Raw genomic sequence first — 13150 nt, 5'->3', positions numbered from 1 at the left:
GCCGCTTTTCTCCTTTTTATATTCTCTTCAATTTGGTTATAATGGATAGGAAGGAACTACGGTAGCGGAATGCACGAATGCATCGATGGAAGGGAAGAGATTATGGAAAAGTTGATGATTGAAGGTGGAACTCCCCTTGAAGGGACAGTTCAAATCAGTGGAGCGAAAAACAGTGCAGTTGCTTTAATCCCTGCGGCCATTCTTGCAGATTCGACGGTCACAATCGATAACTTACCTGATATTTCAGATGTCCGTCTCCTCGGAGAGTTGTTAAAAGAAATTGGCGGTGAAGTAGAGCTAGCAGATCAGAAAATGGTGATTGACCCGTCCAAGATGTTTGCGATGCCACTGCCAAATGGACATGTCAAAAAATTGCGGGCTTCCTATTATTTAATGGGGGCCATGCTCGGTAAATTCAAAAAAGCAGTGATCGGTTTACCAGGTGGGTGCAACCTTGGCCCGCGTCCTATTGATCAGCACATCAAAGGCTTTGAAGCACTAGGGGCAAAGGTGACGAACGAACAAGGGGCGATTTACCTTCGAGCAGACGAACTAAAAGGTGCGCGGATTTACTTAGACGTTGTGAGCGTAGGAGCGACCATTAACATTATGCTTGCAGCTGTTCTTGCGAAAGGGCGCACAATCATTGAAAATGCGGCGAAGGAGCCAGAAATTATTGATGTGGCCACATTGTTAACAAGCATGGGGGCTCGAATCAAAGGTGCTGGTACAAATGTCATTCGCATTGACGGTGTGGAGTCGTTGCACGGATGTCGCCATTCGATTATTCCTGATCGGATTGAAGCCGGTACATATATGATTTTGGCTGCTGCGATCGGACAAAATGTGCTCATTGATAACATTATTCCATTGCATGTGGAGTCTCTCATTGCTAAGTTGCGGGAGATGGGCGTCGATGTTGAAGTATTGGATGATCAAGTTCGTATACGTAACCATCAGGAGAAGAAAGGCGTTGATATTAAGACGCTTGTCTATCCCGGTTTTCCTACGGATCTCCAACAGCCAGCTACGACTCTTTTAACACAGGCTCATGGAACAAGCATTGTTACCGATACGATTTACAATGCTCGTTTCAAGCATATCGATGAATTGCGACGCATGGGGGCCGATATAAAGGTAGAAGGACGTTCTGCCATCATTAACGGAAAAACAAAACTACAGGGCGCGAAGGTACGTGCAAGTGACCTACGAGCAGGAGCCTCCCTTGTCATTGCTGGCTTGACAGCAGAAGGAATTACAGAGCTTTCAGGTGTCGAACACATTGATCGTGGCTATGAAGACTTAGAGCAAAAGCTGATCGGGCTTGGTGCAAAAATTTGGCGAGAGCAAATGTCGGATCAAGAAGAAGAGCAAGTGAAAAGCTCATAACGAGACGGCACTGGAAATTAAATAAACACGGAGGAGAGAGACAATGGAACGAAGCCTTTCCATGGAACTTGTACGTGTGACGGAAGCTGCAGCACTTGCCGCTGCTCGTTGGATGGGGCGCGGAAACAAGGAAGAGGCCGATCGAGCGGCCACGGAAGCCATGCGTGATGTATTTGATACGATTCCGATGAAAGGAACCGTAGTAATCGGCGAAGGTGAAATGGATGAAGCGCCGATGCTTTACATTGGCGAAAAGCTAGGAAACGGGTATGGTCCACGAGTGGATGTGGCTGTTGATCCATTAGAAGGGACGAACATCGTAGCCTCTGGCTTATGGAATGCGTTAGCCGTCATTGCGGTTGCAGACCATGGTAACCTCCTTCATGCACCGGATATGTACATGGAGAAAATTGCTGTCGGTCCAGAAGCGGTTGGGACCGTGGACATCGACGCTCCTGTGATCGATAATTTACGCGCCGTAGCGAAAGCAAAAAATAAGGATGTAGAAGATCTAGTTGTCGTAACGTTAAATCGGAAGCGCCATGATAAATTAATTGATGAGATTCGCCAAGCGGGAGCTAGAATCAAGTTAATTCCTGATGGTGACGTGGCGGCGGCGATCAACACAGCTTTTGACGATACAGGTGTGGATCTTTTGTTAGGGTCAGGTGGCGCTCCTGAAGGCGTTCTCGCAGCAGTCGGGTTAAAGTGTCTAGGTGGTGAGCTTCAAGGAAAGCTCCTTCCACAGACAGATGAAGAATTGGCTCGTTGTAAGGCAATGGGAATTGAAGATGTCAACAAAGTCTTCTCCCTCGACGAGCTCGTAAAAGGAGATGACTGCATCTTTGCAGCAACAGGTGTAACCGACGGTGAATTGTTGAAAGGCGTTCATTATAAAGGTTCAACCGCAACGACTCAATCCCTTGTCATGCGCGCAAAATCAGGTACGGTGCGCTTTGTTGACGGAAAGCATAGCATGAAGAAAAAACCGGACCTTGTCATTAAGTAAAGACGATCAGGCGCCTGTTCTTCAAGAACGGACGCCTGTACTTTATGGTTACCAATTTCCCCTAAGACTCTTTCAGATAAAGCTCCTTCGAAAAAATTGAAGTTTACGACATATTGAATAATCCCATGAATTATGGTTAAAATAGAGGGTGTACGTAAAGATAGACAAAAATGTTCTTCAACCATCTCCACTTCTTCCGTTATTTTGATTGCTTCCCACTCATTTATTCCGAAAAAGTATCTGTGATTCATTTTTTTGATTATCATAGGTGTGCAATTGACCATAATTGTACAGGTTAGCTATCATACATTCATAACTTTTAAGAACCATTGTCTGCTAAATCGTATACATATTTTAAACGAAAAGTGGTGTCAACATGGGAGTTCATTTATCTGAACTGGAAAATATGAAATTGCGAGAACTCTATGAACTCGCACGGAAATATAAAATTTCCTACTATAGTAAACTGACAAAAAAAGAACTTATTTTTGCGATTTTAAAAGGACAAGCAGAGGAAGACGGACTTATGTTCATGGAAGGGGTCCTCGAAATTATCCAGTCGGAAGGGTTTGGTTTCTTAAGACCAATTAATTACATGCCAAGCTCTGAAGACATTTACATTTCTGCCTCACAAATTCGCCGTTTTGATTTGCGAAATGGAGACAAGGTATCAGGTAAAGTAAGGCCACCTAAAGAAAATGAGCGTTATCATGGCCTTTTGCATGTGGAAGCGGTTAACGGAGAAGATCCCGATACGTCCAAAGAGCGGCCGCACTTTCCAGCTCTTACGCCATTATACCCTGAGAGAAAGCTTAATTTAGAAACAACGCCTGGACGAATTTCTTCGCGGATTATCGATATGATCTCACCCGTTGGATTTGGTCAGCGTGGCTTAATTGTAGCGCCGCCAAAGGCAGGGAAGACATCCTTGTTGAAAGAGATTGCTAACAGCATTGTCCACAACCACCCGGATGTAGAACTAATCGTCCTCCTCATTGATGAGCGTCCGGAAGAAGTTACAGACATTGAGCGCTCCGTAGATGCCGACGTGGTCAGCTCGACATTCGATGAGGTACCAGAGAATCATATTAAAGTGGCCGAGCTCGTGTTAGAGCGAGCGATGCGTCTTGTAGAGCACAAAAAGGATGTCATCATCCTAATGGATAGCATTACCCGACTCGCCCGTGCCTACAACTTAGTCATTCCACCGAGTGGACGAACGTTGTCTGGAGGAATTGATCCAGCGGCATTCCACCGTCCGAAGCGATTTTTCGGAGCGGCGCGGAACATTGAAGAAGGCGGAAGCTTAACGATTTTGGCGACCGCGCTTGTGGAAACAGGGTCACGGATGGATGACGTCATTTATGAAGAATTTAAAGGTACAGGGAATATGGAGCTTCACTTAGATCGGAAGCTATCGGAGCGTCGGATTTTCCCTGCAATCGATATTCGCCGTTCAAGCACGCGGAAAGAGGAACTCCTCATGCCAAAAGAACATTTAGAAAAGCTTTGGGCGGTGAGAAAGACAATGAACGATTCACCGGAATTTGTCGATCATTTTATTCGCCGTGTGAAAGAAACAAAAACGAACGACGAATTTTTCGAAGCGATGGAAAAAGATATGACGAATGGCACTCGAAAAAAGTAGGCTACCTAAAAAATTCGGTTGCAATCCCTTCGCAGGCTTGATATAATTTCGTCATGTGTGATTGAGAAAACTCTGTTTCGAAAGAATCAGGGCATAAAGGAGTTGAAAAGGATGAAACCAGGAATCCATCCAGATTACAAGAAAGTTGTATTTATGGATACGAGCACAGGTTTTAAATTTCTAAGCGGTTCGACGAAAACGTCAAACGAAACCATTGAGTGGGAAGATGGAAACACTTATCCATTAATCAAAGTCGAGATTAGCTCTGACTCTCACCCATTCTACACTGGCAAGCAAAAACTTGCTGACGCTGGTGGCCGTGTTGACCGCTTTAAGAAAAAATACAACCTTAAGTAAACCGTACAACCAACAGGCACGCGCAATTCGGTGCCTGTTTTTTTCTTCATGAAAGGAAAAAGGAACGGATCGGTTGATGATGACATAAGGAATAGGGAGAGGCGATGCACTCGTTTTTCCTTCACAAATAGAAAAAATTGTTTCGGTAAGGTGGGGACAACGATGCAAATGATACATAAAGAAGGCTGGATCGAGGTCATCTGTGGAAGCATGTTTTCTGGGAAATCGGAAGAGCTTATCCGTCGGGTTCGTCGTGCGACTTACGGCCGACTAAAAGTGCAAGTGTTTAAGCCAGCGATTGACAATCGGTATAGTGAACAGGAAGTCGTTTCGCATAATGGAAACAAAGTGTGTGCCATACCAGTTGAACGGGCGATGTCCATTCTTGAGCAGTGGAGTGAAGATACAGATATTGTTGCCATTGATGAAGTACAGTTTTTTGATGAAGACGTCATCGGTGTTGTCGATTATTTAGCAGATCACGGGGTTCGTGTCATTTGTGCTGGATTGGATCAGGACTTTCGCGGAGAGCCTTTTGAGCCGACGCGTACATTAATGGCTATGGCTGAGTATGTAACCAAGCTTCAAGCCATTTGCCCAGTATGTGGCTCGCCAGCAAGCCGAACACAACGGCTCATTGATGGTAAGCCGGCTTCTTATCATGATCCAATCATTTTAGTCGGAGCAGCAGAAGCCTATGAGCCGCGCTGTCGTCATTGTCATCAAGTAACGAATAAGCCGAGCAAATTACCAGAAACCGCTTCTTCTGGCGAATAGTAACGAACACAATCATAGCTGTCAACGGGTACCCTAAGCATGCAGAGCTTTACATTCTGCATAATGGAGGTGCCCTTTTTATGAGAAAAGGATGGATTGCTTGCATGGTGGCCCTTACATGCCTTGTAGGCTGTAGAGAAATGGAACGCCCACAAGCGCAAGGGCTAAACGAGCCCCCAGCCGGTCAAGTAACGTATGGCTTATTAGGGCCGGGGCCTGCTAACTACGACAACATTTATAAGCGGTCCATTGCCCCAGATGCGCGTGAGCAAAATTCGGGTCCGAGTTTCCGAACGGCATACGAAACGAGGCCGACGATTGCAACGGATATTGAAACGATTCGCAGCATTATCCAAGACGAGCACGGCTTGCGCTCGAGCATGGTTATGACAGCAGGGAGCCACGCGTGGGTGAATGTGGAATTTCCACGTAACATGAAGAAAGAGCAAAGAAATAAAATCATGAACGACCTGCGCGAAGACATGCAGCGTCAGATTCCTCGGTACCAAGTCCATTTATCTCAAAAAGGTGGGTGACGCTTTTTTTGCGTCATCCTCTTTTTAAGTTTAGGGAGTTACTGTTTATTGATGCCATGAAGACTTCGGATAAGTCAAGGTTTTATAGCGATCGAGTATAAAAGGAACGGGACTCTCACGAAGTCTTCTTTAGAAGAGATGTGTTCAGGTGTTATCCCCTTTGTTCCTCATGAGCGAACGTCTGCACCTAGCGAGCTCTTAAAGTGACCGAGAGCCCACTTGTGACCTACTTCGTTAAAGCTAGCGACCCCTCTTTCATGGATCACAAGAGAAAACCCTTTGTTATATGCGTCGACAGCTGTATGGAGGACACAAATGTCGGTACAAACACCGACGAGGTGGAGTTCACGGATGCCTCGTTCCCGTAAACGAAGTTCTAGATCGGTGCCGGCAAACGCAGAGTACCGAGTCTTATCGATCCAGTTCACAAATGGTAGCTCTCGGATGCTCTCGAATTGTTCTTGTAACGATCCGTATAAGTGGCGACCTTCGCTGCCCTCCAAATTGTGGGGCGGAAACAGCTTCATTTCTGGGTGGTGGACATCATCGGCATGATGGATGTCAGTGGCATATACAACATAATGCTGTTCAGCAACGAATGTGTGGATGAGTTGAGCGATATAAGGTTCGATTGCCTGACCAGGTTCACCACACGTGAGCGCTCCATCATCAGCAATAAAATCATTAGTGTAATCAATGACAATCAATGCTTTTGACACTTGTAGTCCTCCTCTATGTAAGCTGTTCATAGGTTCGCGATGGATAGGAGAAAATCCTTCTTTTGACCTGCAAATAAAGTGAAACTCCATTCGGTAAGGTGTTGTCTCCCATCTCCCACTGAATGGTAGCCTATGTTCGTGTTCATTGACCGCTTACTCTTAAGAGTCGGCGCCTTTGCTTAGTTTAAGGAAGAAAAGCTCTCTTTACGCTCGACGGGCTGCTTGTTGGATCGGGTCCCATACGCCGTTAAAAGGAGGGGCATAGGAAAGATCAAGGTCGAGCAACTCCTCTAAGGTTAGCTGTTGATAAAGGGCTGTCGCGAGGACATCGACCCGTTTGGCCACACCGTTCGTACCAATCACTTGGCCTCCTAGAAGTTGGTTCGTTTCTGAATGGTAAACGAGCTTGATTTTTAAAGGTTCGGCTCCTGGGTAGTATCCGGCGATGTCACGCCCGTCAAAGGTAATCGACGATGCTGGAAGCCGAGCATCTCTCGTCTCCTTCTCTGAAAGTCCCGTACGCCCTAGGGATAAATCGAAAAATTTAATGATCGAGGTTCCGACTACACCGGCAAAGGCTCGCCTTTTCCCAACCATATTTAAACCAGCAAGCCGTCCTTGTTTATTCGCATGCGTACCTAATGGTATGTAGTCATCCATCTTTTTAATGCGATGATACTGGGTCGCACAGTCTCCCGCTGCATAAATGTCTGGGAGGTTAGTCTCCATGTAGGCATTTACTTTCAGGGCGCTGTTTTCGTGGCGATGGAAAGGTTGGCCCTCAAGGAACGTTGTATTGGGTACGACGCCAATAGCAATGATGACGAGCTCTGCTGGAACGGTTGCGCTACTTGTAACAACGGCTTGTACACGATCTGTCCCTTCAAACCCTTTTACCTCTTCCTTAAGGCGGAGCGTTACTCCTTTTCTTTCAGCTTCCTGATGGATGATTTCCCCCATTTCCTGGTCAAAAATCGCCGCCAATTGAGCGTTTGCTTCTACTATGGTTACGTTTTTACCGGTAAGGGCTAGATTCTCTGCCATTTCTAATCCGATATACCCGCCGCCCACGATGACGACATTTTTTATTTCTCCCTTTAAATCAGCGAGTAAAACTTCTGTATCAGGGATCGTTTTAATCGTATGGATTCCGGCAAGTGTCCTACCAGGCCAGTTGGGAACAAGGGGGCGGGCACCTGTGGCGATCAGCAGCTTATCATAAGGAATCTCGAAGTTAGCTCCGTACACATGCTTTGAATCAGGATCAATCTTTGTCACTTCATGATTGGTTCTGGCATCGATTCCATATTTGTTACGAAATGTTTCAATCGTGCGGGCAATTAGTTTTTCTGTCTGAGGGATGACCCCTCCAACGACATAAGGTAACCCGCACTGGGCATATGAATAAATGGAGCCCATTTCCAAGGTTGTAATGTTTGCTGCTTCCTCGTTACGAACGATTTCCATCGCGGCACTCATCCCTGCCGCATCGCCGCCAATGATAACATACTTCATCGCTTTCACCTCTTGTTTACAGAACATTACTTGTACTATACCCTAATGAAGCCGAGAAGAAACGAGGGGAACGCCTGATTGACCGGGAACTTCCCGTATACTATAATGACAATGTTATGAAAATGAGGTGAATTGGCGTGTTTGAACGTTTGCAATCATTAGATGAGCGTTATGAACGATTAAATGAATTGTTAAGTGACCCAGAGGTCATTAGCGATTCGAATAAGCTACGTGAGTATTCGAAAGAGCAAGCAGATATGGAAGAAACGGTCCAAGTGTACCGTGAGTATAAAACGGTCATGGATCAATATCAAGATGCGAAAGAGATGCTCGAAGATAAGCTTGATGATGAGATGTACGCGATGGTGAAAGAAGAAATTGATGAGCTTGCAACACGGAAAGAGGACCTAGAAGCCAAATTAAAAGTCCTCTTGCTTCCGAAAGATCCGAACGATGATAAAAACGTAATCGTCGAAATTCGCGGGGCAGCAGGTGGCGATGAAGCCCAGTTGTTCGCGGCAGACCTGTACAAAATGTACGCTCGCTATGCCGAAGCCCAAGGATGGAAAATCGAAGTGATCGAAGCTTCTTCAACTGAGCTCGGTGGCTACAAAGAGATTATCTTCTCTGTCAATGGGAAAGGGGCTTATTCAAAATTAAAATATGAAAATGGAGCCCATCGCGTTCAGCGTGTACCACAGACGGAGTCGGGTGGCCGGATTCATACATCGACTGCGACGGTGGCCGTGTTACCTGAGGCAGAGGAAGTGGAAGTAGACATCCATGAAAAAGACATTCGTGTGGACACATTCGCTTCCAGTGGTCCAGGAGGCCAAAGTGTTAATACGACAATGTCTGCCGTCCGCTTGACCCACTTACCGACAGGGATCGTGGTTTCATGTCAAGACGAGAAGTCACAAATCAAAAATAAAGAAAAAGCGATGAAAGTTCTTCGCGCTCGTATTTACGATAAGTTTCAACAGGAGGCGCAAGCGGAATACGACCAAACGCGAAAATCGGCCGTTGGGACCGGAGATCGTTCAGAACGGATTCGGACTTATAACTTCCCGCAAAGCCGCGTAACCGACCACCGCATCGGTTTGACGCTGCAAAAGCTAGAGCAAATCCTCCAAGGAAAGCTCGATGAAATCATTGAATCGCTTATCGTTCATGAGCAAGCAGAGCTCATGAAACAGCAGGAAGATTAAGGCGATGCGAGTCCATGAAGCCCTCCACTGGGCTTTTTCTTTTTTGCGGGAGCGTCAATTAGAAGAACCAGTCGCTGAGATGTTGCTTCGACACTATTTACAAATGGATCGCGCCCGCTTTTTGGCGAGCTTCCATGAAGAGCTTGACGGTGAGCTTTTCCACCGTCTAGAAGAGGACTTAGCTGCTCATGCCTCAGGCGTTCCAGTCCAGCATCTTATAGGGGTGGAATCTTTTTACGGGCGGCAGTTTCAAGTGGATCAGCACGTACTCATTCCTCGGCCGGAAACAGAAGAGTTAGTGCTTGCAGTGTTGAAGGAGATTCGTCGTCAGTTCAAGAAAGAGGAAGAGATCACTATTTTAGATATTGGTACAGGAAGCGGTGCGATCGCGGTAACATTAGCATTGGAAGAAGAACGGACCAATGTGACAGCAGTTGATATTTCTCGCGATGCATTGCAAGTGGCCGCTGATAACGCGCGCAGGCTCGGAGCCAACGTCCAATTGATTCATGGCGATTTAGGAGAGCCATTTCTAAAGACAGGGGAGCGCTTTGATGTCATCGTTTCAAATCCACCTTATATCCCAACGGTGGAGAAGGACACGCTAGCGGTCCATGTCCGAGACCACGAACCAGCCTTAGCCTTGTTTGGTGGGGTGGATGGTCTTGATGTTTACAGGCGGCTCATGAGTCAACTTCCGGCCCTAACGAAAGAGGAAAAAGGAATGGTCGCTTTAGAAATTGGGACTGGGCAAGGGATGGATGTAAAAAAGCTTATGCAAACAGCCTATCCGAAAGCGGCAGTAGACGTTCTGTACGATCTAAACGGCAAAGATCGAATCGTCCTCGCCTATTGGAACGAGACATCATACTAGTCGAATTTGTCGAAACAATTCACGTTTAAAAAGAGCCACCTTCGTCGAGACTTGTGAACAAGACGAAAGGTGGTTTTTCAGATGAATCAAAAGGTTGTTATCTATCTATTATTCTCTCTTTTTGTGTTAGTGTTATCATACGAGTCGCAAAGCTACCATGCCGCTTTGGCCCACCATCAAGAAGTAGGGGAAGAAGAAGCAATACGCTTACGGATTCTTGCCAACAGCGATGCGATTAAAGACCAAATGGTAAAGCGAAATATCCGTGATGTTGTGAACGGGCAAATCACAGAATGGGTGACAGGGCTAGATGATTTGGATGACGCAAAACAAATGATCCGAGAAAATCTACCGAAAATTGATCGAATGGTAGAGTCTGAATTAGCGGCCCTCGGGCTAGAACAAGATTACACAGTATCCTTTACGCAAGCGCAGTTTCCGACAAAACTATATGGTAATATTGTTTATCAAGCAGGTATTTACGATACTGTTTTGATTACGTTAGGGGAAGGAAACGGTGAAAACTGGTGGTGTGTACTATTTCCGCCGTTATGTTTTCTTGATATGGCTAGCGGAGACGCGGTGGATGCATCTGATGAAGAAGAGACAGTAGAGGAAGAGGTGGAAGAGGAACAAGATGATGTCGTTGTCTCGCTCTTTATCGTTGAACTCTTTTCTTCTATCATTGAACGAATCTTTGGGACAGCGTCATAATTATCCCTTTATCACATAGAATGGTAGCAATAGGCTAGAGAAAGGGTGTTGCCGGTGAGTTTTGTGATTCGCAAAGCATCGGAAAAAGACTTGCTACCGATTCAGCGTCTGCTCGCAAAAGCAGGATTGCAAGAAGGGGCGATGGAAGATCATCTCAAGGATTTTCTCGTCGTAGAGAACGAGAATCACCAAGTAATTGGCACGGTAGGGGTGGAGTGTTTCGGAAAGGAAGGGCTGCTTCGATCGCTCGTCATTGACGCTCCCAATTGGACAAGCTATAGGAGTCTGGAATTTCTCCAAGTTGCTCTTGCCCATGCGAAGGAAAAAGGTGTAGAGACTGTATATCTTTGCGCGAAGCAAGCAAGTGAGCTCTTTGCGATCCTAGGATTTAAGCAAATGGACCAAGATCAATTGCCTGAATCGATTAAAACCTCAAGCCATTTCCGCCAAACAGCTGCAAAAGAGATTGCTGTCTTCTCATGCCAATTATAACTAATAGACGAAAGTAAAATCGAGGTAGTTATCCACAGTTTGTTCACATAGGGTGGATAACTATCTTTTTGTTGTGAAAAAAATAGAATGAAAACAAGGTGATCGCTGCAGAAATTCTCTTCATTGACAATGGGCAGGGGAAAACGCAAAATGGAAGGATAGGAGTGAAAAAAAGATGAGTTATAAACAGACGAACCACTGGATTGTGGATAATAATCAACATATCAATAAAAACAGTAACGAAATCAAGGAAGCAGCGTTGTGGATAAAAAAAGGTGAGCTTGTGGCTTTACCAACAGAGACCGTTTATGGACTAGGGGCGAATGCTTTGTCTGATGAAGCGGTACAGAAAATCTTCATAGCGAAAGGGCGTCCGAGCGATAATCCACTTATTGTCCACATTTCAAGGAAAGAACAGTTGCTACGTTTAGTTTCGCATATCCCCGATTCGGCCAATCTGTTGATTAATGCTTTTTGGCCGGGTCCGCTGACGATCATATTCCCGAAAGGAGAGGAAGTATCAACCGTTGTTACAGCTGGACTCGACACGGTTGCAGTTCGAATGCCGAGTCATCCTGTTGCACAAGCGCTTATTGAAGCCGCAAATGTACCAATCGCTGCGCCGAGTGCAAACCGATCAGGTAAGCCGAGTCCGACGTCAGCCACTCATGTTCTTGCTGATTTACGAGGCAAAATCGCGGGTGTTGTCGATGGAGGACCGACAGCAGAAGGGGTGGAATCGACTGTGATTGATTGTACGACGACACCGCCGATATTGTATCGCCCAGGCGGGGTGACTAGGGAGCAGCTAGAAGCGGTACTCGGGCCGATTCGAATCGATCCAGCCCTTTTAGGGAAGGACGAGCAACCAAAATCTCCAGGCATGAAATATACCCATTATGCACCAGAAGGGGAATTGACCCTTGTTGAAAATCAAGCGGCGATTCAAACGTTTGTGGATAAGTGGCGAGAAAAGCAATTCAAAGTGGGGATTATGGCAACGGATGAACACAAACAAGATTACGATGCCGATGTCATCCTCTCGGTCGGTAGTAGGAACGATCTAGCAGAGGTGGCGCACAATTTATATCACGTGCTCCGCCAATTTGATGAACAAAAGGTGGATGTCATAATAGGCGAAACGTTTCCTCGAGAAGGCATAGGGGTGGCGATCATGAATCGGCTAGAAAAAGCTGCCGGTGGAAGGATTATTCAAAGGTAAAATCGTTTCATACAAGCTGTCGTAATTCTCCTCGGACATGCATATGGTAAAGTAGTGCCTCCATGCGTTCAATCATGAAGGTGCGAGTGCCATGAACGAGGAGTGATGAAATGGTTGAAGAGCTAATTGCGTTATTGATCATGGCTAGTGCCCTCGGGATGGACGCCTTTTCCATTGCTCTAGGTATGGGGACGCTTGGTCTCCGGTTCAGTCAAATGTTTAAGGTGGGGCTCACGATTGGTGTGTTTCATGTGATTATGCCCCTCATGGGTATGGTGGCAGGGAAGCTACTATCTGCCCATTTAGGGTTATTTGCAAACTGGTTAGGGGCAGGTCTATTACTATGGCTCGGCCTCGTGATGATTGTCTCACCTTTTCAAGAGAAGGAACGAACCTTTGTCGATCCGTCGGGTATTGGCTTATTTGTGTTTGCGTTAAGCGTAAGTCTTGATAGCTTATCAGCAGGCTTAAGCCTCGGCATGGTAGGGGCGAAAATGGCTTTAGCAGTTGTGGCGATGGGAGTTATGAGCACTGTACTTTCATGGCTTGGCCTCTTTATCGGCATGCGCTTCCAACGTTATGTGGGCCCTTACAGTGAGCTTCTTGGCGGTTTCATTTTATGCGGATTTGGCGTAAAATTGCTGCTCCCCTACTAAAAAAATCTCCATTTTACACACGCAAATATAGAAT

At 46.0% G+C, this 13150-nt stretch carries 14 protein-coding genes; 12 read left to right on the top strand and 2 right to left on the bottom strand.

The window, feature by feature from the left end; translation table 11 throughout:
• The first annotated feature begins 102 nt into the window (after positions 1–102).
• The 6 genes from E2L07_RS02770 to E2L07_RS02745 all read left to right on the top strand — a co-directional run bounded on the left by E2L07_RS02770 (position 103) and on the right by E2L07_RS02745 (position 5716).
• Positions 103–1389, top strand: coding sequence for a UDP-N-acetylglucosamine 1-carboxyvinyltransferase (locus E2L07_RS02770; RefSeq protein WP_134228797.1), 1287 nt, complete (start codon positions 103–105; stop codon positions 1387–1389).
• Positions 1390–1432: 43 nt separating this feature from the next.
• The gene (gene glpX / locus E2L07_RS02765) at positions 1433–2398 is read left to right on the top strand and encodes a class II fructose-bisphosphatase (RefSeq protein WP_134228796.1); all 966 of its coding nucleotides are present in this window, start codon (positions 1433–1435) and stop codon (positions 2396–2398) included.
• 376 nt (positions 2399–2774) lie between these two features.
• Complete coding sequence (rho, locus tag E2L07_RS02760) at positions 2775–4046, top strand: transcription termination factor Rho (RefSeq protein ID WP_010899906.1); 1272 nt, start codon at positions 2775–2777, stop codon at positions 4044–4046.
• A gap of 111 nt (positions 4047–4157) precedes the next feature.
• Positions 4158–4403 (top strand): type B 50S ribosomal protein L31, encoded by a 246-nt coding sequence (locus E2L07_RS02755; RefSeq protein ID WP_010899905.1) that lies wholly within the window; start codon positions 4158–4160, stop codon positions 4401–4403.
• 162 nt (positions 4404–4565) lie between these two features.
• Positions 4566–5180, top strand: a complete 615-nt coding sequence (locus E2L07_RS02750) for a thymidine kinase (protein WP_010899904.1) — start codon at positions 4566–4568, stop codon at positions 5178–5180.
• A gap of 80 nt (positions 5181–5260) precedes the next feature.
• Positions 5261–5716 carry a hypothetical protein gene (locus E2L07_RS02745; protein ID WP_134228795.1) on the top strand — a complete coding sequence of 152 codons (456 nt, stop codon included), beginning with the start codon at positions 5261–5263 and terminating at the stop codon, positions 5714–5716.
• A gap of 167 nt (positions 5717–5883) precedes the next feature.
• Here E2L07_RS02745 and E2L07_RS02740 read toward each other — a convergent pair whose 3' ends face one another.
• Together E2L07_RS02740 and E2L07_RS02735 are read right to left on the bottom strand one after the other, a co-directional pair.
• Positions 5884–6435, bottom strand: coding sequence for a cysteine hydrolase family protein (locus E2L07_RS02740; RefSeq protein WP_053430153.1), 552 nt, complete (start codon positions 6433–6435; stop codon positions 5884–5886).
• A 204-nt stretch (positions 6436–6639) separates the two neighbouring features.
• A complete protein-coding gene (locus E2L07_RS02735; protein WP_134228794.1) occupies positions 6640–7950 on the bottom strand; it encodes an FAD-dependent oxidoreductase in 1311 nt (436 codons plus the stop codon).
• Between the two features lie 137 nt (positions 7951–8087).
• On the opposite strand from E2L07_RS02735, the gene prfA reads away from it, so the two are divergent.
• From prfA to E2L07_RS02705, 6 genes are all read left to right on the top strand, one after another.
• Positions 8088–9158, top strand: coding sequence for a peptide chain release factor 1 (gene prfA / locus E2L07_RS02730; protein WP_134228793.1), 1071 nt, complete (start codon positions 8088–8090; stop codon positions 9156–9158).
• A gap of 4 nt (positions 9159–9162) precedes the next feature.
• Positions 9163–10032, top strand: a complete 870-nt coding sequence (prmC, locus tag E2L07_RS02725) for a peptide chain release factor N(5)-glutamine methyltransferase (RefSeq protein ID WP_134228792.1) — start codon at positions 9163–9165, stop codon at positions 10030–10032.
• Between the two features lie 81 nt (positions 10033–10113).
• Positions 10114–10746, top strand: a complete 633-nt coding sequence (spoIIR, locus tag E2L07_RS02720; RefSeq protein WP_134228791.1) for a stage II sporulation protein R — start codon at positions 10114–10116, stop codon at positions 10744–10746.
• Positions 10747–10800: 54 nt separating this feature from the next.
• A complete protein-coding gene (locus E2L07_RS02715) occupies positions 10801–11238 on the top strand; it encodes a GNAT family N-acetyltransferase (protein ID WP_010899897.1) in 438 nt (145 codons plus the stop codon).
• A gap of 175 nt (positions 11239–11413) precedes the next feature.
• The gene (locus tag E2L07_RS02710; RefSeq protein ID WP_010899896.1) at positions 11414–12460 is read left to right on the top strand and encodes an L-threonylcarbamoyladenylate synthase; all 1047 of its coding nucleotides are present in this window, start codon (positions 11414–11416) and stop codon (positions 12458–12460) included.
• Positions 12461–12570: 110 nt separating this feature from the next.
• Positions 12571–13116 (top strand): manganese efflux pump MntP, encoded by a 546-nt coding sequence (locus E2L07_RS02705; protein ID WP_010899895.1) that lies wholly within the window; start codon positions 12571–12573, stop codon positions 13114–13116.
• Positions 13117–13150 lie beyond the last annotated feature (34 nt).

The organism is Halalkalibacterium halodurans, from assembly GCF_004376175.1.
Taxonomy (GTDB): Bacteria; Bacillota; Bacilli; order Bacillales; family Bacillaceae_D; genus Halalkalibacterium; species Halalkalibacterium halodurans.
This window is presented reverse-complemented; position numbering and strand designations above follow the sequence as displayed.

Coding starts and splice junctions, on each gene's coding strand:
- spoIIR (WP_134228791.1), top strand. CDS start 10,114: ATGAATCAAAAGGTTGTTATCTATCTATTATTCTCTCTTTTTGTGTTA.
- E2L07_RS02770 (WP_134228797.1), top strand. CDS start 103: ATGGAAAAGTTGATGATTGAAGGTGGAACTCCCCTTGAAGGGACAGTT.
- E2L07_RS02750 (WP_010899904.1), top strand. CDS start 4,566: ATGCAAATGATACATAAAGAAGGCTGGATCGAGGTCATCTGTGGAAGC.
- E2L07_RS02735 (WP_134228794.1), bottom strand. CDS start 7,950: ATGAAGTATGTTATCATTGGCGGCGATGCGGCAGGGATGAGTGCCGCG.
- E2L07_RS02755 (WP_010899905.1), top strand. CDS start 4,158: ATGAAACCAGGAATCCATCCAGATTACAAGAAAGTTGTATTTATGGAT.
- glpX (WP_134228796.1), top strand. CDS start 1,433: ATGGAACGAAGCCTTTCCATGGAACTTGTACGTGTGACGGAAGCTGCA.
- E2L07_RS02710 (WP_010899896.1), top strand. CDS start 11,414: ATGAGTTATAAACAGACGAACCACTGGATTGTGGATAATAATCAACAT.
- prmC (WP_134228792.1), top strand. CDS start 9,163: ATGCGAGTCCATGAAGCCCTCCACTGGGCTTTTTCTTTTTTGCGGGAG.
- E2L07_RS02745 (WP_134228795.1), top strand. CDS start 5,261: ATGAGAAAAGGATGGATTGCTTGCATGGTGGCCCTTACATGCCTTGTA.
- rho (WP_010899906.1), top strand. CDS start 2,775: ATGGGAGTTCATTTATCTGAACTGGAAAATATGAAATTGCGAGAACTC.
- E2L07_RS02705 (WP_010899895.1), top strand. CDS start 12,571: ATGGTTGAAGAGCTAATTGCGTTATTGATCATGGCTAGTGCCCTCGGG.